We start from the raw sequence: 1109 nt of genomic DNA, 5'->3' as shown, positions 1-1109 counted from the left end.
CCCACCCCCGGGGTCGGCCGCTTCGGCGCCGACCCGCCGTCCCACCCGAGGAGCCCCCGTGTCCCTGGACGACTTCGAGCGGTACCCCCTGTTGTTCGGCCCCAGCCCCGTCCATCCCCTCGACCGGCTCTCGGCCCACCTGGGCGGGGCGCGGATCTGGGCCAAGCGCGAGGACTGCAACAGCGGCCTGGCGTACGGCGGGAACAAGACCCGCAAGTTGGAGTACCTCGTGCCGGACGCCCTCGCGGCGGGTGCCGACACGCTGGTGAGCATCGGCGGTGTGCAGTCCAACCACACCCGCCAGGTGGCGGCGGTCGCGGCGCGGTTGGGGCTGCGCGCGGTGCTGGTGCAGGAGAGTTGGGTGGACTGGCCGGACCCGGTCAACGACAAGGTCGGCAACATCCTGCTGTCCCGGGTGATGGGCGCCGAGGTCCGGCTGGTGCGGGCCGGGTTCGGGATCGACGTCAAGGACAGTTGGCAGCGGGCCCTGGAGGACGTCCGGGCGGAGGGCGGCACCCCGTACGCGATCCCGGCCGGTGCCTCGGACCACCGGCTCGGGGGTCTCGGTTTCGCGCACTGGGCGCGGGAGGTGCGGCGGCAGGAGCGCGAACTGGGCGTCTTCTTCGACACGATCGTGGTGTGCAGCGTCACCGGAAGCACCCAGGCGGGCATGATCGCCGGCTTCGCCGAGGGGGACGAGCGGCCCCGGCGGGTGCTGGGGATCGACGCCTCCGCGAAGCTCGTCGAGACCCGGGCACGGGTGGCGAAGATCGCCCGGGCGACCGCCGAACTCATCGATGTGGGAAGAGAGTTGAGGGACGAGGAGATCACCGTGCTGGAGGGGTGGGCGGGCGATCTGTACGGGATTCCGGTGGAGTCCACGATGGAGGCCATCCGGCTCACCGGTCGCCTGGAGGGCATGATCATCGACCCCGTCTACGAGGGGAAGTCGATGGCCGGGCTGATCGACCTGGTGCGCGAGGGGGAGATTCCCCGGGACTCCAACGTGCTCTACGCCCACCTGGGCGGTCAGCCGGCGCTCAACGCCTACAGCGGGCTGTTCGATCGCTGAGACCGGCCCCGGGGTGCGGTACGGGGCGGGCCGGGGC

General features: G+C 72.0%; 1 protein-coding gene. It reads left to right on the top strand.

Annotated elements, in window-relative coordinates; all coding sequences use genetic code 11:
- Positions 1-58 precede the first annotated feature (58 nt).
- Positions 59-1072: a 1-aminocyclopropane-1-carboxylate deaminase gene (locus FOE67_RS26515; protein ID WP_182667359.1), complete on the top strand. Its 1014-nt coding sequence runs from the start codon at positions 59-61 to the stop codon at positions 1070-1072.
- The last annotated feature ends 37 nt before the right edge of the window (positions 1073-1109 follow it).

Source organism: Streptomyces calidiresistens (assembly GCF_014141525.1).
Classification (GTDB): Bacteria; Actinomycetota; Actinomycetes; order Streptomycetales; family Streptomycetaceae; genus Streptomyces; species Streptomyces calidiresistens.
This window is presented reverse-complemented; position numbering and strand designations above follow the sequence as displayed.